The sequence below is a fragment of the Arthrobacter sp. Edens01 genome (assembly GCF_001307035.1).
In the GTDB taxonomy this organism is placed as follows: domain Bacteria; phylum Actinomycetota; class Actinomycetes; order Actinomycetales; family Micrococcaceae; genus Arthrobacter_B.
In genome coordinates this window covers 942,569-965,568 of record NZ_LKIU01000005.1, presented here as the reverse complement: position 1 = coordinate 965,568, position 23,000 = coordinate 942,569, and the positions used below count along the sequence as shown (strand labels likewise).

The window sequence follows — 23,000 nt, the reverse complement described above, 5'->3', positions numbered from 1 at the left end:
AGACCGAAGGCCGTAAGCTTCGAGGATGCCAGTGACCCGCAGTACGCCACAGGAAACAAAGGCGCCGCAAAGCGGTGCCGATCCACTGATCCTGGAGCGGCTCAAAGCCAACATCGGCAAGCTCTCCACCGCCACCCTCAAACAGCTCGATGTCTCCCTCCCCTGGTACCGGGGACTGCGGCCGGATGAGCGCTCTGCGCTGGGAATGGTGGCCCAGAAGGGCATTGCCTCCTTCGTCAACTGGTACGAACGTCCCGCCTCCCCGGCATGGGTCCTCAGCGATGTCTTTGGCACCGCCCCCACCGAACTGACCCGCGCCATCAGCCTGCAAAAGGCGCTGGCACTGATCCGTGTGGTCGTGCAGGTAGTGGAAGACCGCGTGCCCGAGCTGGCCGCCGGTTCCGTGCAGGGACCGCTGCGCGAAGCAGTTCTCCGCTATTCACGGGAGGTGGCCTTCGCAGCAGCGGACGTCTACGCCCGCGCCGCAGAAACGCGCGGCGCCTGGGATACCCGGCTGGAAGCCCTTGTAGTGGATGCAATTCTCCGCGGGGAAAGCTCGGATGCCCTTCGCTCCCGCATCGCCGCCGTCGGCTGGACTTCCACCGCCGGAGTGACCGTCATTGTTGGCAGCTCGCCAGCGGATCCCAGCCCCTCCTTCGTCAACGAACTGCGGCGGGTGGCAGGACGCCTGGCCGAAGACACCCTCGTGGGCATCCAGGGAGACAGGCTGATCCTGGTGCTGGGCGGCATGAGCGAAAAGTCCGGCGCCCTGTCCCGGCTGGCAGATCTGTTCGGCCCCGGCCCGGTTGTTTACGGGCCCCCTGCGGAATCACTCGTTGAAGCGGGCCCGTCCGCCCAGGCGGCATTTGCCGGCCTGACTGCTGCCCGGGCCTGGCCCGCGGCGCCCCGCCCGGTGGCCGCCGACGACCTCTGGCCGGAGCGGGTCATGTCCGGTGATGACACGGCACGCAAGGCGCTGGTCCGCAGCATCTACCGGCCCCTGCTGGCCGCCTCCAACGGCTTGGCTGAAACACTCTCCGCCTACCTCTCCCTCGGGCACTCCCTGGAGGCCACGGCCCGCGAACTGTTCGTGCACGCCAACACTGTCCGCTACCGGCTTCGCCGCGTCTGCGATATCACCGGATGGGATCCCATGCTGCCCCGCGAAGCCTTCGTACTGCAGACCGCCCTCGTCGTCGGGCGGCTTTCACCGGCGGGCAAGGCCGTTCCCGAACGGCAGGCAGCCCGCTCCTAAACGCACTTGCCCACCTGCGCACCACTTGTAGACTTCCTACAACGCGCCTCGGTGAGCTTGGTTCACCTAAACACCCGGCAAACCTGTCCCTCTTTGGAAAGCTTGATACGTGCTTGCAATCGTCTGCCCCGGCCAGGGGTCACAAACGCCAGGCTTCCTCGCTCCGTGGCTGGAACTGCCCGGAGTGCGGGAGCACCTCGAAGCGCTCTCGGACACCGCGGGCCTTGACCTCGTTGCCCACGGCACCGTCTCGGATGAAGAAACGATCAAGGACACCGCCGTCGCCCAGCCGCTGATCGTGGCGGCGGGACTGATCGCAGCCAGGCAGCTGCTGGACACCGGCGCTCTGACCGCAGCAACCGTCGTCGCCGGTCACTCCGTTGGTGAAATCACCGCTTCCGCCGTAGCAGGCGCCCTGACCGAACAGGACGCGCTGCTCTTTGTCCGGGAGCGCGCCAATGCAATGGCCCGCGCAGCTGCCGAGGTTCCCACCGGCATGTCCGCCATACTCGGCGGTGACCCCGAGGACGTCGCCAGGGTCCTGGACGGACTCGGCCTCACCGCTGCCAATGCCAACGGCGGCGGGCAGACCGTGGCAGCAGGAACACTCGAACAGCTCCAGGAGCTGTCCGCGAACCCGCCGGCGAAGGCGCGGGTCATTCCGCTCAAGGTGGCCGGGGCCTTCCACACCACCCACATGGAACCGGCGCTGAGCGTGCTCGAAGCCCTGCGCCCCTCGCTCTCCCCCGCCCAGCCCCTGCCGACCCTGCTGTCCAACTACGACGGCGCCGCGGTAGTGAGCGGTGAAGCCAACCTGGACAGCCTCATCGCCCAGGTTTCACGCCCGGTTCGCTGGGACGCCTGCATGGAGACCATGACAGCCATGGGCGTCACCGGGATACTGGAACTTCCGCCGGCCGGTACCCTTACCGGGCTCGCCAGGCGCGGTATGCGCGGCGTCCCCTCCCTGGCCCTGAAATCCCCCGAAGACCTCGCCGCTGCCCGTGCCTTTGTGGCCGAGCATTCCGGCGCGGCAGCAGTTACAACCCAAGAAGGTAACGCGTGAGCACGCCCACCCTGAAGCAGTCCCCGGTCAACGAATTCAGCCGTATCCACGGCATTGGGGCTTTCCGGCCCGACGTGATCGTCAGCAATGACGATGTGTGCCAGTGGATCGAGTCCTCCGACGAGTGGATCCGCCAGCGCACCGGCATCGTCACCCGGCACCGGGCAGACAAGGGCACCTCCGTAGTAGACATGGCTGAGATGGCCGGACGCGACGCCCTGGCCCACGCCGGGATCGACGGATCGGCCCTTGATGCAGTGATCGTCTCCACCGTCACGCATCCCTTCGCCACCCCGTCGGCGGCCGCACAGATAGCGGACCGGCTGGGTGCCACTCCCGCACCGGCGTATGACGTTTCCGCAGCCTGTGCCGGCTACTGCTACGGCATTGCCCAGGCAGATGCCCTTGTCCGGTCGGGCGCAGCCAAGTACGTACTGGTTGTTGGTGTCGAAAAGCTTTCGGACTTCATCGACAACACCGAGCGCACCATCTCCTTCCTGCTGGGCGACGGCGCCGGCGCTGTTGTCATCGGCCCGTCAGACACTCCGGGCATCGGTCCGTCGGTATGGGGCTCGGACGGCAGCAAGTCCGGAGCCATCGGCATGACGCATTCAATGCTGGAGATCCGCGAACTGTCCCTGGCCGCCGAGGCCGAAGGAACACTGCCTGCCTCCGTGCTGGCTGAACGCGAAACCAAGCTCTGGCCCACCCTCCGCCAGGACGGCCAGACGGTATTCCGCTGGGCTGTATGGGAAATGGCAAAGTCCGCGCAGCAGGCACTCGACGCCGCCGGTATCACTGCCGAGGACCTCGGTGCCTTTGTTCCCCACCAGGCCAACATGCGGATCATCGACGAAATGGCCAAGCAGCTGAAGCTCCCCGAGTCCGTTGTCATTGCCCGGGACATCGCCGACGCCGGCAACACCTCCGCAGCATCCATCCCGCTTGCCACCCACCGCCTGCTCAGCGAGCACCCCGAACTCAGCGGGAAGCTCTCGCTGCAGATCGGCTTTGGCGCCGGCCTGGTCTTCGGCGCCCAGGTTGTTGTCCTCCCCTAGTTTCCAAGCCACACCGTCTCGGCGGTTGGAAAACCCACGCCGGTCCAGCACCGGTACCAACGAAAAAAGGAGCCCCCATGGCTAGCAATGAAGAAATCCTGGCCGGTCTCGCAGAGATCGTGAACGAGGAAACCGGCCTGGCCCCCGAGGCCGTTGAGCTGGACAAGTCCTTCACGGATGACCTGGACATCGACTCGATCTCGATGATGACCATCGTGGTCAACGCTGAAGAGAAGTTCGGCGTGCGCATCCCCGACGAAGAGGTCAAGAACCTGAAGACCGTTGGCGACGCCGTCGACTTCATCTCCAACGCCCAGGCGTAGTTCGTGAGGGGCGGCCGCTGCCGGTGCGGCGGCCGCCCTTTGCAGCACCACCCGCTGCACCCGTTCAAGGGTGCGCCCCCAATTTTCCGAGAGAGTGAATCATGGCCCGCAAAGTAGTCATTACCGGCCTCGGCGCAACCACGCCGATCGGCGGAGATGTCCCGACCATGTGGAAGAACGCCCTGAAGGGCGTCTCCGGTGCACGCACCCTGGAAGACGACTGGGTTGAGAAGTACTCCCTCCCGGTCACCTTCGCGGCCCGCGTTTCCACGCCGGCCACTGATGTCCTCTCCCGCGTAGAAGCTAAGCGGATGGATCCTTCCACCCAGTTCGCCGTCGTCGCGTCCCGTGAAGCCTGGGCCGATTCCGGCCTGGCGGAAACCGACGTCGACCACGACCGGCTGGCGGTTTCCTTCGCCACCGGAATCGGCGGGGTGTGGACCCTGCTGGATGCCTGGGACACCCTGCGCGAAAAGGGTCCCCGGCGTGTCCTTCCGATGACTGTTCCCATGCTGATGCCGAACGGCCCTGCAGCTGCCGTGAGCCTGGACCTCGGCGCCCGGGCCGGCGCCCACACACCGGTGTCCGCTTGCGCATCCGGCACCGAGTCCCTGCACCAGGGCCTGGAACTGATCCGGTCCGGCAAAGCGGACGTTGTGGTCTGCGGCGGCGCTGAAGCTGCCATCCACCCGATGCCGCTGGCGTCCTTTGCTTCCATGCAGGCACTCTCACGCCGCAACGACGACCCTGAGCGTGCATCCCGCCCGTACGACAAGGACCGCGATGGCTTTGTGATGGGCGAGGGCGCAGGCGCAATCGTCCTGGAAGCCGAAGAGCACGCCGTCGCGCGCGGTGCCCGTATCTACGCCGAACTCGCCGGCACGGCAGTCACGGCAGATGCCTACCACATCACCGCTCCGGATCCCGAGGGCCTTGGCGCCACCCGCGCCCTGAAGGCTGCCCTCTATGATGCGCGTGCCCAGGCCGAAGACGTGGTGCACGTGAATGCCCACGCCACCTCGACTCCGGTTGGTGACAAGCCTGAGTACACCGCTCTCAAGACGGCCCTGGGTGCGCACGTGGACAACGTAGCCGTCTCAGCGACCAAGTCCCAGACCGGCCACCTGCTGGGTGCGTCAGGTGCTGTTGAAGCTGTGATGACCGCGATGGCCGTGTATACCCGGCAGGCACCGGCGACCATCAATCTGGATAACCAGGATCCGGAGATTCCGCTGGACGTAGTTACCTCCGCCCGCAATCTTCCCTCCGGCGACATCGTGGCCCTGAACAACTCCTTTGGGTTCGGCGGACACAACGCTGTTGTGGCGCTGCGCAGCCACTAGGATCCTGCAGCGCAAAAGGCCGGGCCCCCTCACGGGGGTCCCGGCCTTTTTGGCTGCGGAGTAAGTTGTTGAACTGGCGCCTAATTAACCGACCTGGTGGAGCCAGCGGACGGGAGCGCCGTCTGCCGCGTGGCGGAACGGCTCAAGTTCATCGTCCCACGCTTCGCCGAGTGCCAGCGAGAGTTCGTGGTAGACGGCGGCCGGATCTCCGGCTCCGTTTTCGTAGGCATACCGGATCCGGTCCTCAGAGACCATGATATTTCCGTGCACGTCCGTGGTGGCGTGGAAAATCCCGAGCTCCGGAGTGTGCGACCAGCGGCTTCCGTCGGATCCGGCGCTGGGGTCTTCGGTGACTTCATAGCGCAGGTGGGCCCAGCCGCGCAGCGCTGAAGCCAACAGCGAGCCGGTACCCTGCGGGCCGGCCCAGGCGAGTTCCGCCCGGACCATTCCGGGAGCGGCCGGCTGCGGGGTCCACTCAAAGTCCGTGCGCTTTTCAACGACGGATTCGATGGCCCATTCGATATGCGGGCACAACGCAGAAGGGGCTGAGTGCACGAACAATACGCCGTGCGCCATCACAACAGTCATTCCATCCTCCGTAGCTGTAGGTGCGTCTTCCCCAACGACCTGCACTGCACGGTATGGAAGTTCTGAGCCCGTAATACTCTCGCAATCTGCAGAAAGCATAGGCTGCAGACGTGAGACCTAGCATCATTGTGCCGCATGTTACGCAATTACGCCAATGAAACTACTTGGTTGTAAGTGAATCGGGTTGCGCGCAGTGCCGCGGCGTCTCTCAGGCCCGCGGGTGTGCCTGCTGGTAGCTTTTGCGCAGACGGTCCACGGAGACATGTGTGTACAGCTGGGTGGTGGCGAGACTGCTGTGCCCCAGGATTTCCTGCACGCTGCGAAGGTCCGCACCGCCGTCCAGGAGGTGGGTGGCAGCGCTGTGCCTCAGGGCGTGGGGGCCTGTTGCCGAGGTGTCCCCGAGAGCGGCAAACAAAGCGGCCGTCACCGACCGGACCTGCCGCTGGTCGATCCGGCGTCCGCGCTGTCCGAGGAACAGCGCGTACCCGCTGCCGTCCCCGGCCAGTGCGGGCCGGCCGCGGCGGAGCCAGTCGTCGACGGCGAGTGCCGCTGGAAGTCCGTAGGGGACGGTTCTTTCCTTGTTGCCTTTTCCGACTACGCGCAGTGTCCTGCGGTCCTGGTCCAGGTCATCAACGTCCAGGCTGGCCAGTTCGCCTACCCGGATTCCGGTGGCGTACAGCAGTTCCACCACGGCCCGGTCCCGGAGCGCTACCGGGCCTCCCTCCGCGGCGGCCTCAGCCAAAGCCTCGAACAGGGATTCGACCTGGGCCGGACGCAGGACACCTGGAAGGGTTTTTGTCCGTTTGGGAGCTTTGAGCCGCAAAGCGGGATCCGCCGCAATCAGTTCCTCCCGCATGGCCCAGCCGGTAAAGGAACGTACGGTTGCTGCCCTCCGGGCAATCGTCGCGCGCGCCAGGCCGCTGTCGCTCAGCGTGCCGAGCCAGCTTCGCAGGACGTGCAGGTCTATGTCAGCAAGGGTCGTCAGACCGAGGCCGGCGGCATAGTCCAGCAACCCGGCGACGTCACCTTCATAGGCCCGGACGGTATGCTCGGAGCGGCCGCGTTCCGAGGTGAGGTAGCTGCAGAAGGACTCCAGCGCCCGGGCGTACTCTGCCGGCCTGGTTTTAGGCGTACCGGCTGGAGGATCGGGCTTGCTGGTATTGCTCACTGTCCCACCTTCGCCGCTTTCCGCGGCAGCTTCAAGCAGGCACACCGGCCCCGGAGCACTGCTGTCGAAGCACTTCATTCCCCGGAGCCGCCTCCAGCTCCAGCAGTGCCCGTTTCGCGTCCACTCCCCCGGAGTAGCCGGTGAGCGCTCCTTTGCTGCCGACGACCCGGTGGGTCGGCACCACAATGTCCAGGGTGCTGCGTGACAGGGCGGCACCCACGCCACGCGCTTTGGATGAGTCCCCCAACGCGAGGGCCAGCTGCTTGTAGGTGCGTGTCTGTCCGTATGGGATGGCTTTCACAGCTTCCCAGACCCGTTCCTGGAACGGCGTTCCCGTCTGCAGTACCTGCAGGTCGAAGCAGCACCGGCGCCCTGCGAAGTACTCCTCGAACTGGCGTTCGGCGGCCTCGAATCCGTTCTCGGCTGCAAGGCCCAAACGGGCTGTGTCCGGCAGTTCCCCTCCCATAGGTGCTGTCTCGACCGCAATGAGTGCCCCGTCCTCCGCGATGAGGGTGAGGATGCCAAGCGGCGAGTAGATCACTTTGTGTGTGCGCATTTCAGTCTCCGTTATGTTCTGTGCTGGCTGTCCCTGTGTTTTCCTGCTGTTTGTGGCGGTGAGACCGCTGCCATAGTCCGGCCCCCGTCCTGCGCGCCAGGCCGGCGATTTCTAGTCTCGCCAGCCCTGCACGCACGGCCGGCGGGTCCAGTCCTGCGACGACGGCAAGTTTCTGGGGCAGTGCGCCCTTTCGCAGCGGCAGGGCGTCGAGAAGGAGAATGTCTGGCGGGGAGAGTCCGTCATGAACGGCTGGAAGGACAGCGCTTTCCTTGCCTGAGTCCGGGCTGGCCGGCAGCAGGGTGAAAGGATCGGCCAGCTCCAGGATCTCGGCCGGGTCGGTGACGCAGACAGCGCTCCCCTCACGCAGCAGCCGATGGCATCCGGCGGAGTTCGCCGAGTAGACGGACCCCGGTACTACTCCGAGCCCCCTGCCCAGTGCCGCGGCGTGATGTGCAGTGTTCAGGGCACCGGACCGCCATCTGGCTTCAACCACCACCGTGGCCGCACTCAGCGCTGCAATCAGGCGGTTCCGCTGAAGGAACCGCCAGCGCGTGGGTGCCGAGCCAGGCGGTACCTCGCTGAGAACCAACCCCGTGTCCGCTACAGCACGCAGCAGGTCCTCATTCCCGGCCGGGTAAAACCTGTCGATGCCGCCGGCCATCACAGCTATGGTTGGCGGCGCATCAGCGGCTTCAGGTACGGTGCTGCCCGCTTCGGCCGAACGGTCGCCGCCGCGGGCAGCACGTGTTGTGGCCGTAGTCCCTCCGGCTGCTGCCAGCGCCGAGCGGTGAGCCTGCGCGTCGATCCCGTAGGCACCACCGGAGATAACCGTCTTACCGCGAAGCACCAGCCCGGCGGCGAGGTCTCCCGTGATCGCGAGGCCGTAGGAGGTCGCATCCCGTGAGCCGACGAGTGCCAGGCAGTTTCCGGCTGGCGGCACCGTGCCTCCACCACGGCTCCAGAGACAGAACGGCATGGCCTGTCCAAGGTCTGCCAGCGCTGCGGGCCAGCCTTCCTGCTCCGGGACCAGCACGCGTCCGCCGAAGCGGGAGGCCGTCTGCAGGTCCCGCTGGGGTGCCAGATCGGCGGCGCGCGGATGCCATCGCTGAAGTGCTTCGTCAAATGCACGTCCGGTGGCAGGTATCCCGCGTTCATCCAGCAGTGCGGCGGTGGCACGGCGGAGGGCGGAACCGGCCTGTTGGTGGCCCGCGGCAACGCGGGCCGCAGTCACCGGGCCCGCCGCTGCTACGAGGGCCTGGCCAATGGTGTCGGAGGGTTCGATGAGCCTGGACAGGGCCGCCCGCGCGAGAAGGATCGGCTCCAGGTCGTTCATGCGGCCACCGCCTGCTGCCGGAAGCCCAGTGCCTGGCCGATGTCGTCTGCGTCCGGACTGTCATGGCCGGCCAGGTCCGCAACTGACCATGCGACCCGCAGCACCCGGTCATACCCGCGTGCTGTGAGGGTCTGGCGGTCCATTGCACGGTCCAGGGCCGCAGTACTGCTTCGGGCCGGCCTCAGGGCTCCCCGGAGAACAGTGCCTGGCACCTCGGAATTGGTTTCGCAGCCCAGCTGCCCAAGCCGGTCCGCCTGCCGTTCCCTGGCCTGTGCCACCCGGCCTGCCACCGCTTCACTTGGTTCTGCGGTACCGGCGGCTGCGAAGTCCTGAAGTGAGATCCGGCGGATTTCCAGCTGCAGGTCGACCCGGTCCAGGAGCGGCCCCGAAAGCCTGCTGAAGTATCGCCTCCGCTGCTGCGGTGTGCAGGTGCACTCAGTCCCCTTTCCGCTGGCCAGCCCACAGGGACACGGATTGGCGGCCAGGACCAGCTGGAATCGGGCCGGATAGACCGCAGTTCCGGCGGCCCGGTGCAGGACAAGCTGACCGTTCTCCAGCGGCTGGCGGAGTGCATCCAGCACCCGCCCTTCGAATTCCGGCGCTTCATCGAGGAAGAGCACGCCGCGGTGGGCACGCGACGCTGCGCCCGGCCGGGGTATGCCGTTCCCTCCGCCGATTACCGCTGCCGCAGTGGCTGTATGGTGCGGACTTTCGAAGGGCGGGCGCCGGATCAGGCTCGTGCAGGACGCTCCCCTGCCGCCGAGTGAGTGGACTGCCGTCACTTCCATTGCCGGAGTATCGGCGAGGTCCGGCAGCAGGCCGGGCAGCCGCTCAGCCAGCATGGTCTTCCCTGCTCCCGGCGGGCCTGTCATCAGAAGGTGGTGCGCCCCGGCAGCGGCCACTTCAAGGGCGAACCTGGCCTCGTCCTGCCCGGCGATGTCGGCAAGGTCGGGGACGGCAGCAGCTGAGGGGGACTCCGGGATGTCCGTGTCCCCTGCATCATCCGCCGGGGGAAAGACCAGCTGGTCCGCCCGCGCCCCGTACGCCAGCGCAACCGCAGCAAGCGAACCAAAAGCGCGTACCCGGGCACCCGGCACCAGCGCCGCTTCGGAGGCGTTGGGTTCGGCTACGGCAACGTCCGGAAATCCGGCGTCGACGGCGGCCATGACGGCAGGCAGCACGCCACGCAGGGGACGCAGCCTGCCATCCAGCCCCAATTCAGCCAGGAAGACAGTCCTGCCGGTGCCCCGGACATCTCCGGCCGCGGCAAGTGCTGCCATAACGATCGCCAGGTCAAACCCTGATCCGCGTTTGTGGACATCTGCCGGCATCAGGTTCACGGTAATCTTGCGCCGGCTCAGCGGCAGTCCCGCGTTCTTTGCCGCTGACTTGACCCGGTCGCGGGACTCGTTCAGGGAGGCATCCGGCAGCCCCAGGAGGATGAAGGCCGGGAGTGACTGGCCAATGTCCGCCTCAACTTCCACGATCCGACCCTCCAGTCCAATGAGTCCTATGCCGTAGGTCCTGCCCAGACTCATCAGCCAATTCCCTTCAGGTGTTCGATCACAGGTTCCTGCTCGGCACGTGGCAGCAGCACGGACACTGCGTCCACCCGCCAGCGGCTGCATTCGGCTGGATGTTCCCTGATCCAGGCAGCCGCAAGCAGGTAGAGGCGGCTGAGCTTGGCCGCGGTCACCGCTTCAAATGGATGTCCGTAGTCCAGGGACGACCTTGTTTTTACCTCGGTGATAACCAGGGTGTTCCCATCCCTGGCGACCACGTCGATTTCTCCCTGCGGACACCGCCAGTTGCGTTCAAGGACGTCATAGCCGGCGGCAGACAGATACTCCGCGGCGAACTCCTCGCCGGCCCTGCCCAGCTGGTCTTTGGCTTTCATGCCCCGAGTCTGTGCGGTCCGGGCTCCTCCCGGACCGGCCGCGGAGGCATGTGTGGACAGAACGAGCTGGCGCACACGCGGAAGGACTGCCTGTGCAGGATAGGAAGAGTCCGGAAAACTCAGGCGCGGTACAGCACCGGCAGGGGCCGCAGCCGGAAGGGCCCGCCGTCTGGAGCCGGCAGAGGCGGAGCGTCAGGGCCGGCCCCGGGAAAACCATGAAGGATGCTGATGTGCGGCCGCAGCACTGAGGAAAACTCAAGTGCCGGATCCTGTGCTGTGTAAGCTGCCGGATCGGGTACCCCGCAGCGGTCCAGAAACAGAAGCAGCAGCCCGTAAAGCGCCTCGTGCACGGCCCGAAGATCCGGTGTGGGATCGAACTCCAGCGCCAGCGTTGAACCGGTGCGCCCAAAGCCGGCCAAACCACGGGGAAAGAGGACAAAATCCTGTGCCGGCAGTGCTGCCTCGGATTCGTCCAGATAATCGGCAAGTGCCAGCACGAAGACCTCTCTGGAGACCCCGGTGGCCTTCGCGAGCCGGTCATAGGCCTCGTCGGCCTTCCCGAAGTGGATCAGGGTCAGGTGCACCCTGCCGGAGCTGACAGGCCGGGCCCGCGGGGCCCTTTCCCGCACGGCGGACTGGAGACGCAGCAGCCTGTCCAGCCCCGCGCCGTCGGGCTTAAGCTGCGCATAGATGCGCACCCCTGAAAGCACACCGGACAAATCCCGGTTGTGCCGGGGAAGCGGATCAGGCGTGGATGCAGCCATCTAGGCAGTCTAAGATGCCGGCAGCCAAGGGCGGCGCGGTACCTTTGGGAAATGGTGCTTGGGATCCCAATGCTGCAGGATGAGTCGCTGTTGCTGCGGCCTCATCTGCAGTCCGATGCGGATGCCGTGGTGGAACGCTCACGGGATCCGCTGACCATTGCCTGGACCACCGTGCCGCTGGATTACACGCGTGAGATGGCGCTGAACTACATCGCCGCCGTCGGGGTTCCGCAGCAGGACATTGTGTCCTGGGCACTGGAAGAAAACGGAGAGTATGCCGGCAGTATCGACCTGCGCCGGCAGGGCGCGGGCACCGGAAGCCTCGGGTTCGTGACGTCGCCGCGGTTTCGCGGCAAGGGGCTGATGAGCCGGGCTGTCCGGCTGGCCGTCTCCTACGCATTCGACACGCTGGGCTGGGAGAGCCTGAACTGGACCGCCAACGTGGGGAATCTGGGGAGTTACAAAGCAGTGTGGCGCAACGGGTTTCCATTGCCCGTAACAGTTCCGCGGCTGCTGGCCCATCGCGGAGAAATGGTGGACGGCTGGTTTTCGGAGCTGGAATCGGACGCCCCGCGCGTCCCCCGGATCCTGTGGAGCGACTGCCTGGCCCTGCTGCCCAGCGTTCCGCAGGCGCCGGCTGGACCCGGCAGGCCCCTGACGGACGACTAGCCGAGTTCCTCCGCCTTGGGCAGGGTGAGGTCGTCGTTGCGGGTGAGCTCCTCAACGTTGACGTCCTTGAAGGTGATGACCCGGACGCTTTTAACGAACCGCGCGGACCGGTAGACATCCCAGACCCAGGCATCCTGCAGTGTCAGGTCGAAGTAGATTTCGCCGTCGGCGCTGCGTGCCTGCAGGTCTACGTGGTTGGCCAGGTAGAAGCGCCGTTCCGTTTCCACCACGTAGCTGAACAGCCCCACAACGTCGCGGTATTCGCGGTAGAGCTGCAGCTCCATATCTGTTTCGTAATTCTCAAGATCCTCTGCGCTCATTGCACCATCATCCCCCAACCGGGCCCGGCGCGGGCCCATCTTCGTCTGTTCGTCCTGTTCCCAGCCGCCAGGACAGGCGGTGCAGCGGTGAAGGTCCGAGTGTATCGATGGCTGCGCGGTGTGCTTCGGTGGCGTATCCCTTATTGACGTCCCAGCCGTATTCCGGGTGCAGGGAGGAGTACTCCACCATCATGGCGTCCCGCTCCACCTTCGCCAGGACAGAGGCTGCCGCAACGCTGAGGCAGGTCATGTCCGCTTTGATCCGCGTGTGCACCGGTGCAGTGCAGGCGGCGTCGTCATCATCAGACGGCTCGTCAAACAGGCTCGCCTGCATTTCGGGGGAAAGCCAGTTGTGGTTGCCGTCCAGGAGGACGACGTCGGGTGTGAGGGTTTCGCAGACCTGGGTCCAGGCACGCGTGCCGGCCAGCCGCAGGGCCCCCATCAGACCCAGGAGATCGATTTCCGCCGCGCTGGCGTGTCCAACTCCCCAGGCCGGGCACCATTTCTTGATGAGCGGAACCAGGGTCTGCCGGTCTGCGGGAGTCAGCAGCTTGCTGTCCCGGACGCCTTTGAGCGCGCGGACGGACTCGAGCTGCACAGCAACCAGGCCTACGCTTACCGGACCGGCGAGGGCTCCCCTGCCCACCTCATCGCAGCCGGCCAGCACCCGGTGCCCCATCGCGGCAAAGGTCCGCTCAAAGCGCAGTGTCGGGCCCTTGGCTGCGGCACTCCGGGCACGCCGGGGACGGGGTGCTCCTGCTGCGGTGGCCCCCGAAGGTGCCCGCAGGGCGGGATCTGCCTGGCTGGTCACTTGGACGCCGTTTCCGCCCCGGACGGATCAGGTACGTTTTCGAAGACCTCGGGGTAGCTGCCAATGAAGCCTGCCCGGCCCAGCGGCCAGGCGATGACAGCCGCCTTGCCCTCAATGTCCTCGATGTTGATGAAACCGCCGCCCGGTCCGTTCTGGTGTTCGCGGGAGTCCGCCGACGCGTTGCGGTGGTCGCCCATGACCCAGACCTTGCCTTCCGGCACCACCACATCGAACGGGATCTCGGACGGCTGCGCACCGGGATACAGGTAGGGCTCATCGAGGGGCTCGCCGTTGACGGTCACCTTCCCGTCAGCATTGCAGCACACAACATGGTCCCCCGGCATACCAATGATCCGCTTGACCAGGTGCTGCTCGGATTCGTCCGGCAGCAGCCCCACGAAAGTCAGGGCATCGGCCAGGATGTTGCCGCCGTCGTCCTGCTGGGTGGCAGGCAGCCAGGCCTGGGTGTCCTTGAAGACAACGACGTCGCCGCGCGCCAAGTCGAAAGGCTCCGGGACCAGCAGGTTCACGAAGATCCGGTCATCGATCTCCAGTGTTTCCTCCATGGAGCCGGAGGGGATGAAGAACGCGCGGAAAAGGAAGGTCTTGATCAGGAAGGACAGCAGCAGCGCGATGGCAACAATGATGACGACTTCGCGCAGCCAGGCGCCGAAGCCTCTGTTCTTGCCGTCCTTGCCCTTGGCGTGGGCGGCTTGGGAGCGCGCTTCACCGGAGTCTGCGGTCCCGCCGGTGGGATCGTCCGGGAAGTCCTGCGCCATGTGTTGTCCTCTTATTCCGCTGAATGCCATACGGTGTCCAACTCTAGTCGCTCAATCTCGGTACTTCTTTCGAAAGGCCAGAGGATTCGCTGTGCGCGGCCGATCACACGCTCTTCGGGAATCAGCCCGCCGCCCGGGGCGCCGAGCAGGCTGCGCGAATCTGCTGAATCAGAGCGGTGGTCGCCGAGCAGCCACAGCCGCCCTTCGGGTACAACGACGTCGAACGGCGTTTCGCTCCCGGTGTCGCCGGGGAAGAGATAAGGCTCACGAATTGGCTGCCCATTCACGGTCAGCATGCCGTCGGTGCAGCACGCCACGCGGTCGCCGGGAACCCCGATGACCCGCTTGATGTACACGGTGTCGCTGCCCGCCAGGCCCAGCCACTGGGCAGTTGAATCCAGTGCCTGTTTCAGGACGGGGTCGGAGCTGTGCAGCGGGGCCAGGGATCCGCGGCCGTCGAAAACTACGACGTCGCCGCGCTGGATCCCGGATCCGCGGTACTCAGTGCGGGAGACGAGTACCCGGTCCCCCGGCTCCAGCAGAGGCTGCATGGATTCGGAGGGGATGTAGTAAACGTCCAGGAGGAAGGCACGGACCAGCCCGGCCAGTACGACGGCGCCAGCCAGGGCCCAGAGCACGAAACGCCAGCCCGCAATGGACTGGCGTTTCGTGTGCTTCCGGGGGCCAGCCCCGTCCGCGGATGTCTGCGACAAGAAAATTACTTGGCGGGACGGAAGTCGCGCTTTTCCTTGATCTTGGCAGCCTTGCCGCGCAGGTCGCGCATGTAGTACAGCTTTGCGCGGCGGACGTCACCGCGGGAGACGACCTCGATCTTGTCGATAACCGGGGAGTGCACCGGGAAGGTACGCTCCACGCCAACACCGAAGCTGACCTTGCGGACCGTGAAGGTCTCGCGCAGGCCGTCGCCCTGGCGCTTCATGACGAAGCCCTGGAAGACCTGAACACGGGTGTTCTTGCCTTCAACGATGTTCACGTGAACCTTGACCGTGTCACCGGCGCGGAACTCGGGGATGTCCGAACGCAGCGAAGCTGCATCAAGAGAATCTAGGATGTGCATTGTTACTCACTCCTGGTGGACGCCACAGGTCATCCACTTTGGTAACGGCGGCAAGGATGTACCCGAAGGTGCACAGATGCTGCCGAAGCTATATAACCGGCGTTCCGGGAATCGGTTGCCGGTGTGTCTTGCTGTTGGCCTCACTCCCCCTGTGGCAGGTGCGGACCCAGATGACACAACTCTCTATTCTGCCACAGCTGGGCAGGCCCCACCAACCGGCAGGCTCAGGCCTGCGGCAGGACGGCGCCTTCAGTGACAGTCCAGCCCAGTGCAGCCAGAGTGGCCCGGTCTGCCTTGTCCAGGCTGGCCGGGTCCAGTTTGGCAATCAGGTCCGGCCGGCGCTCGGAAGTACGGCGGAGCTGCTCATCGCGCCGGAACCGGGCAATCTTTGCGTGGTTGCCGCTCAGCAGCACCTCCGGAATTGCCCGCTCACGCCACTGCGAGGGTTTGGTGTACACGGGGTACTCCAGCAGGCCGTCCGAATGCGATTCCTCCACCAGGGATTCAGGATTGCCGACGACGCCGGGCACCAGGCGTCCGACCGCTTCAACCATGGCCAGCACGGCAACTTCGCCGCCGTTCAGGACATAGTCGCCCAGGCTCATCGGGCGGACGGTGAAGTGCTCCCCTGCCCATTCCAGCACGCGTTCGTCGATGCCTTCGTAACGGCCGCAGGCAAAGACCAGGTGCTCCGCGGCGGCAAGTTCGTACGCCGTCTGCTGCGTGAAGACCTCTCCTGCCGGTGACGGAACGATCAGCGTGGGCTTCACGCCCGGCTCCGGGGCGCCGTCGAGCGCGGTCGCGAGGGCCTGTGCCCACGGCTCGGGCTTCATAACCATGCCTGCGCCGCCGCCGTAGGGGGTGTCGTCAACGGTGCGGTGCCGGTCAGTGGTGAAATCACGAAGGTCCTGGACGCGTACGTCCAGCAGCCCGTCCTGCCGGGCCTTGCCGATCAGGGAAAGATCCAGGGCGGCAAGGTACTCCGGGAAGATGGAGAAAACATCAATGCGCACTTAGCGTTCGGCCCCGTCCTTGCCGGCTTCGGGCAGGTTCAGTTCAAAAAGGCCCGGCGGAGGAGTCAGCAGGACGTACCCCTCTTCGGTGTTGACCTCAGGAACAATTGCCTCGACGAACGGCACCAGGATCTCCTGCCCCTTGGTGTCTTCGACAATCAGCAGGTCCTGGACGGTAAGTGTCCGCAGTGCCGTGACGGTACCAACGACGTCGCTGCCAACCTTGGCTTTCAGGCCCACGAGCTCGTGCTCGTACCAGCCCTCTGCGTCGTCGTCCTCTTCCGCTTCTTCGGTATCAATGAACAGCTTGGCGCCGCGGATTTCCTCGGCGCCGTTGCGGTCAACGATTTCCTCAAAGCCCAGCAGGAGAATGTCCTTGTTCCAGCGGGCGCTGAGGACCGTCAGCGGTCCCTTGGCTGCCGGTTCAACGGTAAGGACTGCCCCCGGCGCGAAGCGGTCTTCAGGGGCATCGGTCAGCACCTGCACGGTCACCTCGCCACGGATGCCGTGGGGCTTGCCGATGCGTGCCACCTGTAACTGCATGGATTCTCCTAGGGTCGTTGGGCGCGGCCAAAAAGCCGGAGCCGAAAAAAACATCCGGCCCCTTCACCATTATCTGGTGCCGGGGCCGGATGTTTGGAACTGCTTGGAATTGCTGGTGCGTCAGCGGCGGCGGTCGGTGTCGACGACGTCGACGCGGACCTGGTCGCTGCCGGCCAGGGCAGAAATCACCGTGCGCAGTGCGCGGGCGGTGCGTCCCTGGCGGCCGATAACCCGGCCAAGATCGTCCTGGTGAACACGGACCTCGAGGGTTTCCCCGCGGCGGTTGTTCTTGGCGGAAACCTTGACGTCCTCAGGGGAGTCAACGATTCCGCGCACGAGGTGCTCCAGCGCTTCGGCCAGCAATCTACTCAGCCTCAGCCTCAGTGGAAGCGGCTTCTGCCTCTTCCTTCTTGGCCTTCGGGGTGATTGCTTCGGGAACGATCACGGACTTCTTCTCGGGGGCCACGAAGGGCTCCTTCGGAGCCTTGGTACGCAGGGTACCTTCCTGGCCGTCGATGTTCTTGAACTTCTGCCAGTCACCGGTGATCTTCAGCAGTGCTGCGACCTGCTCGGTCGGCTGGGCGCCGACGCCGAGCCAGTACTGCGCACGGTCGGACTTGATGTCGATGTACGACGGCTCCTCGGTCGGACGGTACAGTCCGATTTCTTCGATGGCACGGCCATCGCGCTTGGCACGGGAATCCATGACAACAACGCGGTAGTGTGCTGAGAACTTCTTGCCGAGGCGCTTAAGGCGAATCTTTACGGCCACTTTTGTGGTCACTCCTGATCTGAAATGGGGCGAACCCGAACTTCTGCTCCCGTGGGGCGGGCCATAACGTTTGGGGTTCAAAAGGACAAGATGCTGCACGGAGAGAGGGGCCACGCAGATCGAGTACCTGTCCATTGTGCCAGATGACTCCGCCTTTTGCGACTCGCACTGCTGCGGTGGCCCAGCACCCCCCGGTGTGGGGTGCCGCGCGACCAGCATTCATCCACTTTGCAAAACCGGCGGCGCCGGCCACCCAAGGGGACCTCAGGAGGCGGCGACGCGAATGCGGTTGCGCCAGGGATCTTCGAAACGCAGTTCGGAACCGGTGTGGTGGCTGGCAATGCCGGCGGACTTCAGCCGGTCAGCCAGGGATCCGACGTCGTCCTGCCCCGGAACGCTGATCAGCACCTCACCAAGGCCGAGGGTGTCCCGGCGCGGGCCTGCTCCGCGGCTGTTCCATACATTCATGGCCATGTGGTGGTGGTATCCGCCGGCGGAGACAAAAAGAGCCTGCCCGTGGAAGTCGGCAGTCCGTTCGAATCCGAGGGTGTCCACATAGAAGGCGGCAGCAGTATCCGTGTCGCCAACCTGCAGGTGAACGTGGCCGACGCCGGCTGCGGCCTCCGGTGTGCGGGCCAGGGCGTCTTCACTCAGGTGCGTTCGGAAGTACTGCTGGGGCGGCAGCGCCAGGGAAGCCATGCGGACAGTGCGCCCCTGCGGCGTGTCGTCCCAGTCCCAGGCTTCGCGGGGACGGTCCCAGTACAGCTCAATTCCGTTGCCTTCCGGATCGGTGAAGTAGAACGCTTCACTGACGAGGTGGTCGGCACTGCCGACGTAAGCCGAGGGGTCGAACTGTGCCGCGAGGGCCACTGTAGCGGCCAGGTCCGCCTGGGTTTCGAAGAGGATGGCGGTGTGGAACAGGCCGGCTTCCCCGCGGGATGGAACCTGCAGCCCGGCAGCGGGCGCCAAATGCACCAGCGGCACAGTGCCGCGGCCAAGGTACATGCCACCGTCAGCCTCGGCTACAACCTGCAGGCCAAGCGCCTGCCGGTAGTAGCCGGAGACTTTCTCCATGTCCCCCACTTTGAGCATCACGGTCCCCATAGCAAGGTTCGCGGGCAGCAGGTCCTGGGCATTTACTTGAAGGTTCATGTTTTATACATTACTTGAAGCTTCAGCTAATTTCCAGCAGCTGCTGCGGCCCCCCGCGGAACCCAGTTCAAGGCGCATGGCAACGCGTTCCCCAATGCTGTCCAAACCCAGTTCCGCCTCATGCCGCCGCACCTCTGCCAGCTCGCCGGCCGGTTCAACTTCGCTGAATCCGCAGCTGCGGTAGAAGGGCGCGTTGAACGGGACCCGGGCAAACGTGCACAGCGTCAGCGCCGGGTACCCTTCGTTCCGCGCCCACTGCACGGCAGCCGCCACAAGGGCACGTCCCAGTCCTGCCCCTGCTGCGTCGGGATGAACGGAGAGCTGCTCCAGGTGTGCACAGCCGCCCACCTCCTCGAGCCGGGCGAAGCCGGCCGGCGGGCTGCCGGCGACCAGCAGGTGCCGGGACCCCGCAAGGTCCCGGGGTGACGCAGGCGGCGGAAGGGTACCGAGGAGCCCGGTGTGGATTTCGGGCCGGGACGCGAGAAGGGTGTCCGACGCCGCTTCAAGGGCAGGCAGCAGCACCACGTCCGCAGGCCGGGCCGGCCGGATTTCAGGCACAGTCAACGGCAACAGGCGCTGCAGCAGTACGGGCAATGAATTCCGCTATTGCTTCCCGTCCTGCCGGGGTGTCCTGCGGACGGTGGTTGCCGCCCACGGGGCGGTGTTCGGCACCGGTAGAGGCAAGGAATGCTGCGACTTCTTCATACAGCGGCTCCCACTCCCCCGTGAGCACAAGGGTGGGAACTCCGGGAACGATGTCCAGGGGCGCGTCCCAGGGCGGGGCCTGCAGGCGCTGGCGTGCAGCAGCATGGGGATCGTTGCCGGGGTCTGGTGCAGATTCGGCGGAGAAAACCAGGCGCGCGTGTTCGCGGCCGTACTCTTCGTCAGTGAGTCCTGCGGCGGCCCGGAAGAGCGGATCCAGCAGGGCACGCCGGGCGGCAGTTGCCGGCAGGTCCCGGGTGAGCGAAAAGACGGCAGGCTCACACAGGAGAAGGGAATGCACGCGGGCCGGGTCGCTGACAGCCGCCATCATCGCGGACACTGCACCTTCAGCGTGCGCCACCACGTGGCCGCCCTGGCCCAGTGCCTGAAGGATAGCCGCAGTGTCGGCGGCATGGTCCGTAGGGGCTGGCGGAACGTTGAGGCCGTAACCGGCGCGGCGGAGAAAGAGGCAGTCGTAACTGCGCGCCAGGGCGTGCTGGCCCGGCCAGGCCGCAGCACCGAAGCGGCCCGCACCGTGCACAAAGACAATCCGTTGCTGAGCCATCAAACCAGCCTAGTCTCCCGGCGGACGCGCACGGCCGGCCCGGGAAGACCCGGACCGGCCGCGCGTATGTATGTGTGTTACTTGCCGAGGAACTTCTCGAAGCCCTTGGGCAGGTTCAGCGATGACGGGTCAAAGTCCCCGCCCTGCTGTCCGAAAGCGGAACCGGTCGGCAGCGCGCTGCGGGCACCTGCCCGCCGTGCCTCGGCTTCAGCGCGTTCCTGCGCTGCCTTGGCCGGGTTGCCGGAGCGGGCCTTCTTCTTGCCCTTGGCAGCCTGCTGCTTCTTACGCGAGCCGCCGCCGAAGCCGCCGGGTCCTGCCATGCCGGGCATACCGGGGATGCCGCCGCCGGCGGCCATCTTCTTCATCATCTTCTGTGCCTGCGTGAAGCGCTCCAGCAGGGCGTTGACCTCGGAGACGTGCACACCGGAACCACGCGCAATGCGGGCACGGCGGGAGCCGTTGATGATCTTCGGAGCAACACGCTCGTGCGGGGTCATGGAGCGGACCATGGCCTCAACGCGGTCGATCTCCCGCTCGTCAAAATTTTCCAGCTGCTCGCGCATCCCGGCGGCACCGGGCATCATCATGAGCATCTTCTTCATGGAGCCCATGTTGCGCAGCTGCTGCATCTGGGCCAGGAAGTCTTCAAAGGTGAAGTCTTCCTGGTCGACGAACTTCTTGGCCATGCGGGCCGCTTCGTCCTTGTCCCAGGACTTCTCTGCCTGCTCAATGAGCGTCAGGATGTCGCCCATGTCCAGGATGCGGCTGGCCATGCGGTCCGGGTGGAAGACCTCAAAGTCCTTCAGGCCTTCACCGGTGGATGCGAACATCACCGGCTTGCCGGTCACCGAGGCGACGGAGAGTGCGGCGCCGCCGCGGGCATCGCCGTCGAGCTTGGTCAGCACGACGCCGGTGAAGTTCACGCCTTCGTTGAACGCCTGGGCCGTGGCAACGGCGTCCTGGCCGATCATGGCGTCGATCACGAAAAGGACTTCATCCGGGGTGATGGCGGCTCGGATGTCTGCGGCCTGCTGCATCAGTTCCGCGTCAACGCCAAGGCGGCCGGCGGTGTCCACAATGACGATGTCGTGCAGCTTGGCGCGCGCTTCTTCCACGCCCTGGCGGGCGACGGCTACCGGGTCGCCGGTTGCAGCTTCGAATTCGGAGCTGACACCGGGGTGCGGAGCGTAAACCGGCACGCCGGCGCGTTCACCGTTCACCTGCAGCTGCTTGACGGCGTTCGGGCGCTGGAGATCTGCGGCGACCAGCAGCGGGCTGTGGCCCTGATCCTTGAGGTAACGGGAGAGCTTGCCGGCGAGGGTGGTCTTACCGGCACCCTGCAGACCGGCCAGCATAATGACCGTGGGCGGGTTCTTGGCCAGGTTCAGCCGGCGGGTCTGGCCGCCGAGGATGCCAACAAGTTCCTCGTTGACGATCTTGACGACCTGCTGGCCCGGGTTCAGCGCCTGCGAAACCTCGGACCCGAGGGCGCGCTCCTTGACGGAGGCGGTGAAGGCACGGACCACGGGAACTGCGACGTCGGCGTCGAGCAGGGCACGGCGGATTTCCCGCACTGTGGCGTCGACGTCGGCTTCGCTCAGCCGTCCCTTGCCACGCAGGTTCTTGAACGTGGAAGTCAACCGGTCAGACAGTGAATTGAACACGCGCTGCGCACTTCTTTCATCGGGTAGTTCGCCATGTTTGCCAGGCCCAGCTGTTAAGGGTACCAAGCGCGGATGGGTATTGGCCGCATGAACCTTATGCGGATGGGCCCGCGGTGGCACGCTGGAATCATGGCTGCCAACGCAACGCCGTCGTCCCGCGTGAAGACGCTGCTGATTCTGGGCGGAACCGGAGACCTCTCGCACCGGCTGCTGCTGCCCGGGCTTGCCCGGCTGATAGCCCGCGGGCGCGCGCCGGGGCTGGTGGTTGTCGGTTCAGGGTCTCGGGACTGGAGCCAGGACGAGTGGAAGCAGCGGGTTAGGGATTCATTTTCCTCCGAGTATGAGGCAGCCTCCGCGGACGCACGCAGGGAGCTCGACGCCGCGGTGCAGCGCAGCTCCTACCTCCAGCTGGATCTGGCCAGCCCAAGCGGGCTTGGACCCGATTTGCTGGAGCTTGAGCCGCCGCTGGCCGTGTACTTCGCCCTACCTCCGAAACTCACGCTGCAAACAGTGGAAGGCCTCTCACCCCGGGACCTTCCGCCGGAAACGCTGCTGGTCCTGGAAAAACCGTTTGGCTCAGACCAGGCATCGGCTCGGGATCTGAACCGCAGGCTGGTTTCCCTGGTTCCGGAGGAAAGAATCTTCCGGGTGGACCATTTCCTCGGCATGACAACGGTCATGAACATTGTTGGAATGCGTTTTTCGAACCGGCTGCTGGAACCGATCTGGAACTCGCTGCACATCGAGAAGATGGAGATCGTCTTTGACGAGCAGCTGGCCCTCGAAGGGCGGGCGAAGTACTACGACGCGTCCGGGGCACTGGAGGACATGATCCAGAGCCATCTGCTGCACACCATGGCGTTTATGGCCATCGGCCCGCCTGCTTCCCTGGCTGAGCGGGATTTGCGGGATCTGGTGGCAGCCACCCTGCGCGCGTCCTCGGTCAGCGGGGACTTCAGCAGGTCCACGCGCCGCGCCCGCTATACCGCCGGCGTGATCGACGGGAAGGAAGTCGAGGGATACGCCGACTCCCCCGGGGTGGATCCGGCGCGGAACACTGAGACCCTGGCGGAGATTGAGATTGCCATCGACAACGACCGCTGGGCGGGTGTGCCGTTCATCCTGCGCTCGGGCAAGGCCCAGGCGCGGACCCGGAAGGAAGCAGTGGTCACGTTCCGCCCCGTGAACCATCTGCCGGAAGGCTTCACCGGGTCAACCACCCTGCCGTCCCGGCTCCGCATCTCGTTCAACCCCGCCTACTTGGAGCTGGAGCTGAACGTCAACGGACCTGCTGACATCTTCAGGCTTGACCGCAGCACTCTCTCCTCGAAGCTGCACACCTCCCAGCTCACACCGTACGGAGAGGTGCTGGAAGCGGTGCTCGAGGGAAACCGGCTGCTGTCAGTCCGCGGGGATATTGCGGAGGAATGCTGGCGGATTGTGGACCCGGTGCTCGCCGCCTGGCGTTCGAATGAGGTTCCGATGGGAACGTACGCCGCGGGTACGCAGGGGCCTTCCGGCTGGGAGTCCAGCCGCGGAAGCCTCTGACCGCTCCGCTGACGCTCAGAAGCCGCCCGGTCT

At 65.5% G+C, this 23,000-nt stretch carries 27 protein-coding genes; 7 read left to right on the top strand and 20 right to left on the bottom strand.

Translation table 11 applies throughout. The features are described 5' to 3' along the window. Window positions 1-25: 25 nt before the first annotated feature. The 5 genes from AO716_RS10630 to fabF all read left to right on the top strand — a co-directional run bounded on the left by AO716_RS10630 (window position 26) and on the right by fabF (window position 5,045). Entirely contained in the window at window positions 26-1,255 is a 1,230-nt protein-coding gene (locus tag AO716_RS10630; RefSeq protein ID WP_082413493.1) for a PucR family transcriptional regulator, read from the top strand. A gap of 109 nt (window positions 1,256-1,364) precedes the next feature. Next, on the top strand, window positions 1,365-2,321 hold the full coding sequence (locus AO716_RS10625; protein WP_055240834.1) for an ACP S-malonyltransferase: 957 nt from the start codon (window positions 1,365-1,367) through the stop codon (window positions 2,319-2,321). Then, complete coding sequence (locus tag AO716_RS10620) at window positions 2,318-3,379, top strand: beta-ketoacyl-ACP synthase III (protein WP_055240833.1); 1,062 nt, start codon at window positions 2,318-2,320, stop codon at window positions 3,377-3,379. The genes AO716_RS10625 and AO716_RS10620 overlap by 4 nt, the downstream gene beginning before the upstream one ends. A gap of 77 nt (window positions 3,380-3,456) precedes the next feature. Beyond that, a complete protein-coding gene (locus tag AO716_RS10615) occupies window positions 3,457-3,702 on the top strand; it encodes an acyl carrier protein (protein ID WP_055240832.1) in 246 nt (81 codons plus the stop codon). Between the two features lie 101 nt (window positions 3,703-3,803). After that, window positions 3,804-5,045 (top strand): beta-ketoacyl-ACP synthase II, encoded by a 1,242-nt coding sequence (fabF, locus tag AO716_RS10610; RefSeq protein WP_055240831.1) that lies wholly within the window; start codon window positions 3,804-3,806, stop codon window positions 5,043-5,045. An 84-nt stretch (window positions 5,046-5,129) separates the two neighbouring features. On the opposite strand, the gene AO716_RS10605 is transcribed toward fabF, so the two are convergent. From AO716_RS10605 to AO716_RS10575, 7 genes are all read right to left on the bottom strand, one after another. Continuing rightward, the gene (locus AO716_RS10605) at window positions 5,130-5,633 is read right to left on the bottom strand and encodes a DUF3145 domain-containing protein (protein WP_055240830.1); all 504 of its coding nucleotides are present in this window, start codon (window positions 5,631-5,633) and stop codon (window positions 5,130-5,132) included. Window positions 5,634-5,841: 208 nt separating this feature from the next. Continuing rightward, complete coding sequence (locus tag AO716_RS10600; protein WP_414826579.1) at window positions 5,842-6,801, bottom strand: tyrosine recombinase XerC; 960 nt, start codon at window positions 6,799-6,801, stop codon at window positions 5,842-5,844. A gap of 31 nt (window positions 6,802-6,832) precedes the next feature. Beyond that, window positions 6,833-7,357 (bottom strand): methylated-DNA--[protein]-cysteine S-methyltransferase, encoded by a 525-nt coding sequence (locus tag AO716_RS10595; protein ID WP_055240829.1) that lies wholly within the window; start codon window positions 7,355-7,357, stop codon window positions 6,833-6,835. Between the two features lies 1 nt (window position 7,358). Continuing rightward, a complete protein-coding gene (locus tag AO716_RS10590) occupies window positions 7,359-8,690 on the bottom strand; it encodes a DNA-processing protein DprA (RefSeq protein WP_055240828.1) in 1,332 nt (443 codons plus the stop codon). Continuing rightward, window positions 8,687-10,228, bottom strand: a complete 1,542-nt coding sequence (locus AO716_RS10585; RefSeq protein ID WP_055240827.1) for a YifB family Mg chelatase-like AAA ATPase — start codon at window positions 10,226-10,228, stop codon at window positions 8,687-8,689. The genes AO716_RS10590 and AO716_RS10585 overlap by 4 nt, the downstream gene beginning before the upstream one ends. Beyond that, window positions 10,228-10,587, bottom strand: coding sequence for a YraN family protein (locus AO716_RS10580; RefSeq protein WP_055240826.1), 360 nt, complete (start codon window positions 10,585-10,587; stop codon window positions 10,228-10,230). Before AO716_RS10580 ends, AO716_RS10585 begins: the two co-directional genes overlap by 1 nt. 119 nt (window positions 10,588-10,706) lie before the next feature. Further along, entirely contained in the window at window positions 10,707-11,351 is a 645-nt protein-coding gene (locus tag AO716_RS10575) for a hypothetical protein (protein ID WP_055240825.1), read from the bottom strand. Window positions 11,352-11,402: 51 nt separating this feature from the next. Between AO716_RS10575 and AO716_RS10570 the strand changes: the two genes are divergently transcribed. Then, window positions 11,403-12,020, top strand: a complete 618-nt coding sequence (locus tag AO716_RS10570; RefSeq protein ID WP_082413491.1) for a GNAT family N-acetyltransferase — start codon at window positions 11,403-11,405, stop codon at window positions 12,018-12,020. Here the strand turns inward: AO716_RS10570 and AO716_RS10565 are convergent. The 13 genes from AO716_RS10565 to ffh all read right to left on the bottom strand — a co-directional run bounded on the left by AO716_RS10565 (window position 12,017) and on the right by ffh (window position 21,419). Beyond that, on the bottom strand, window positions 12,017-12,340 hold the full coding sequence (locus tag AO716_RS10565) for a DUF2469 domain-containing protein (RefSeq protein ID WP_055242140.1): 324 nt from the start codon (window positions 12,338-12,340) through the stop codon (window positions 12,017-12,019). The genes AO716_RS10570 and AO716_RS10565 overlap by 4 nt on opposite strands. A 7-nt stretch (window positions 12,341-12,347) precedes the next feature. Next, window positions 12,348-13,019 (bottom strand): ribonuclease HII, encoded by a 672-nt coding sequence (locus AO716_RS10560; protein ID WP_055242138.1) that lies wholly within the window; start codon window positions 13,017-13,019, stop codon window positions 12,348-12,350. A 128-nt stretch (window positions 13,020-13,147) separates the two neighbouring features. After that, a complete protein-coding gene (gene lepB, locus AO716_RS10555; protein WP_229780502.1) occupies window positions 13,148-13,930 on the bottom strand; it encodes a signal peptidase I in 783 nt (260 codons plus the stop codon). Window positions 13,931-13,941: 11 nt separating this feature from the next. Next, window positions 13,942-14,586, bottom strand: a complete 645-nt coding sequence (lepB, locus tag AO716_RS10550) for a signal peptidase I (RefSeq protein ID WP_055242136.1) — start codon at window positions 14,584-14,586, stop codon at window positions 13,942-13,944. Between the two features lie 62 nt (window positions 14,587-14,648). Next, complete coding sequence (rplS, locus tag AO716_RS10545; protein WP_055240822.1) at window positions 14,649-15,008, bottom strand: 50S ribosomal protein L19; 360 nt, start codon at window positions 15,006-15,008, stop codon at window positions 14,649-14,651. A gap of 224 nt (window positions 15,009-15,232) precedes the next feature. After that, window positions 15,233-16,021: a tRNA (guanosine(37)-N1)-methyltransferase TrmD gene (gene trmD, locus AO716_RS10540; RefSeq protein WP_055240821.1), complete on the bottom strand. Its 789-nt coding sequence runs from the start codon at window positions 16,019-16,021 to the stop codon at window positions 15,233-15,235. Then, window positions 16,022-16,564, bottom strand: coding sequence for a ribosome maturation factor RimM (rimM, locus tag AO716_RS10535; RefSeq protein ID WP_082413489.1), 543 nt, complete (start codon window positions 16,562-16,564; stop codon window positions 16,022-16,024). A gap of 120 nt (window positions 16,565-16,684) precedes the next feature. After that, window positions 16,685-16,927, bottom strand: coding sequence for an RNA-binding protein (locus tag AO716_RS10530; RefSeq protein ID WP_055240819.1), 243 nt, complete (start codon window positions 16,925-16,927; stop codon window positions 16,685-16,687). 1 nt (window position 16,928) lies between these two features. Beyond that, complete coding sequence (gene rpsP / locus AO716_RS10525) at window positions 16,929-17,336, bottom strand: 30S ribosomal protein S16 (RefSeq protein WP_055240818.1); 408 nt, start codon at window positions 17,334-17,336, stop codon at window positions 16,929-16,931. A gap of 264 nt (window positions 17,337-17,600) precedes the next feature. Continuing rightward, window positions 17,601-18,488, bottom strand: a complete 888-nt coding sequence (locus tag AO716_RS10520; RefSeq protein ID WP_055240817.1) for a VOC family protein — start codon at window positions 18,486-18,488, stop codon at window positions 17,601-17,603. A gap of 3 nt (window positions 18,489-18,491) precedes the next feature. Beyond that, on the bottom strand, window positions 18,492-19,046 hold the full coding sequence (locus tag AO716_RS10515; protein WP_235472060.1) for a GNAT family N-acetyltransferase: 555 nt from the start codon (window positions 19,044-19,046) through the stop codon (window positions 18,492-18,494). Continuing rightward, on the bottom strand, window positions 19,039-19,755 hold the full coding sequence (locus AO716_RS10510; protein WP_055240816.1) for an alpha/beta fold hydrolase: 717 nt from the start codon (window positions 19,753-19,755) through the stop codon (window positions 19,039-19,041). The genes AO716_RS10515 and AO716_RS10510 overlap by 8 nt, the downstream gene beginning before the upstream one ends. Window positions 19,756-19,832: 77 nt before the next feature. Beyond that, window positions 19,833-21,419, bottom strand: coding sequence for a signal recognition particle protein (ffh, locus tag AO716_RS10505; protein ID WP_055240815.1), 1,587 nt, complete (start codon window positions 21,417-21,419; stop codon window positions 19,833-19,835). A 129-nt stretch (window positions 21,420-21,548) separates the two neighbouring features. On the opposite strand from ffh, the gene AO716_RS10500 reads away from it, so the two are divergent. Next, window positions 21,549-22,967 carry a glucose-6-phosphate dehydrogenase gene (locus tag AO716_RS10500; RefSeq protein ID WP_055240814.1) on the top strand — a complete coding sequence of 473 codons (1,419 nt, stop codon included), beginning with the start codon at window positions 21,549-21,551 and terminating at the stop codon, window positions 22,965-22,967. Window positions 22,968-23,000: the final 33 nt, after the last annotated feature.

Excerpts from the sequence above, each read along its gene's own strand:
- AO716_RS10575 (WP_055240825.1), bottom strand. The coding sequence starts at position 11,351 with ATGGCTGCATCCACGCCTGATCCGCTTCCCCGGCACAACCGGGATTTG.
- AO716_RS10585 (WP_055240827.1), bottom strand. The coding sequence starts at position 10,228 with ATGAGTCTGGGCAGGACCTACGGCATAGGACTCATTGGACTGGAGGGT.
- AO716_RS10630 (WP_082413493.1), top strand. The coding sequence starts at position 26 with ATGCCAGTGACCCGCAGTACGCCACAGGAAACAAAGGCGCCGCAAAGC.
- AO716_RS10605 (WP_055240830.1), bottom strand. The coding sequence starts at position 5,633 with ATGACTGTTGTGATGGCGCACGGCGTATTGTTCGTGCACTCAGCCCCT.
- lepB (WP_229780502.1), bottom strand. The coding sequence starts at position 13,930 with ATGGCGCAGGACTTCCCGGACGATCCCACCGGCGGGACCGCAGACTCC.
- fabF (WP_055240831.1), top strand. The coding sequence starts at position 3,804 with ATGGCCCGCAAAGTAGTCATTACCGGCCTCGGCGCAACCACGCCGATC.
- rplS (WP_055240822.1), bottom strand. The coding sequence starts at position 15,008 with ATGCACATCCTAGATTCTCTTGATGCAGCTTCGCTGCGTTCGGACATC.
- AO716_RS10500 (WP_055240814.1), top strand. The coding sequence starts at position 21,549 with ATGGCTGCCAACGCAACGCCGTCGTCCCGCGTGAAGACGCTGCTGATT.
- AO716_RS10560 (WP_055242138.1), bottom strand. The coding sequence starts at position 13,019 with ATGGGGCACCGGGTGCTGGCCGGCTGCGATGAGGTGGGCAGGGGAGCC.
- AO716_RS10590 (WP_055240828.1), bottom strand. The coding sequence starts at position 8,690 with ATGAACGACCTGGAGCCGATCCTTCTCGCGCGGGCGGCCCTGTCCAGG.
- AO716_RS10570 (WP_082413491.1), top strand. The coding sequence starts at position 11,403 with ATGGTGCTTGGGATCCCAATGCTGCAGGATGAGTCGCTGTTGCTGCGG.
- AO716_RS10565 (WP_055242140.1), bottom strand. The coding sequence starts at position 12,340 with ATGAGCGCAGAGGATCTTGAGAATTACGAAACAGATATGGAGCTGCAG.
- AO716_RS10595 (WP_055240829.1), bottom strand. The coding sequence starts at position 7,357 with ATGCGCACACACAAAGTGATCTACTCGCCGCTTGGCATCCTCACCCTC.
- AO716_RS10520 (WP_055240817.1), bottom strand. The coding sequence starts at position 18,488 with ATGAACCTTCAAGTAAATGCCCAGGACCTGCTGCCCGCGAACCTTGCT.
- AO716_RS10510 (WP_055240816.1), bottom strand. The coding sequence starts at position 19,755 with ATGGCTCAGCAACGGATTGTCTTTGTGCACGGTGCGGGCCGCTTCGGT.
- AO716_RS10580 (WP_055240826.1), bottom strand. The coding sequence starts at position 10,587 with ATGAAAGCCAAAGACCAGCTGGGCAGGGCCGGCGAGGAGTTCGCCGCG.
- rimM (WP_082413489.1), bottom strand. The coding sequence starts at position 16,564 with ATGCAGTTACAGGTGGCACGCATCGGCAAGCCCCACGGCATCCGTGGC.
- AO716_RS10615 (WP_055240832.1), top strand. The coding sequence starts at position 3,457 with ATGGCTAGCAATGAAGAAATCCTGGCCGGTCTCGCAGAGATCGTGAAC.